Origin of the sequence: Fodinicola feengrottensis (assembly GCF_039530045.1) — a bacterium.
In the GTDB taxonomy this organism is placed as follows: Bacteria; Actinomycetota; Actinomycetes; order Mycobacteriales; family HKI-0501; genus Fodinicola; species Fodinicola feengrottensis.
The window spans coordinates 1-553 of the sequence record NZ_BAAANY010000063.1; the positions used below are offsets into that span (position 1 = coordinate 1).

Below are 553 nucleotides of genomic sequence, written 5' to 3' on the forward strand. Positions count from 1 at the left end.
GTACTTTTCACCTTTCCCTCACGGTACTTGTCCGCTATCGGTCACCAGGGAGTATTTAGGCTTGACAGGTGGTCCTGCCAGATTCACAGCAAATTTCACGAGCTCGCTGTTACTTGGGATCCCACTCGGGAGATCAATCGTTTTCGTCTACGGGGGTATCACCCACTACGCCAGCCCTTTCCAGAGCCTTCGACTAACGAAAGATTTTCTTACTCCCCGACCGTCCGGCAGAACGATCAGAATGGTCCCACAACCCCCAACACGCAACGCCCGCCGGCTATCACACGTATCAGGTTTAGCCTCATCCGCTTTCGCTCGCCACTACTCACGGAATCACTTTTGTTTTCTCTTCCTACGGGTACTGAGATGTTTCACTTCCCCGCGTTCCCTCCACACACCCTATGTGTTCAGATGTGGGTGACTGAACATAACTCCAGCCGGGTTTCCCCATTCGGACATCCTCGGATCAAAGCTAGGTTGGGAACTCCCCGAGGCTTATCGCACCCTCCAACGTCCTTCATCGGCTCCTGGTGCCAAGGCATCCACCGTGTGC

The 553-nt window shown here is 54.2% G+C and carries 1 rRNA gene; it reads right to left on the minus strand.

The features are described 5' to 3' along the window. Window positions 1–553: ribosomal RNA gene (locus ABD301_RS42150) — 23S ribosomal RNA — on the minus strand; the annotation flags it as partial.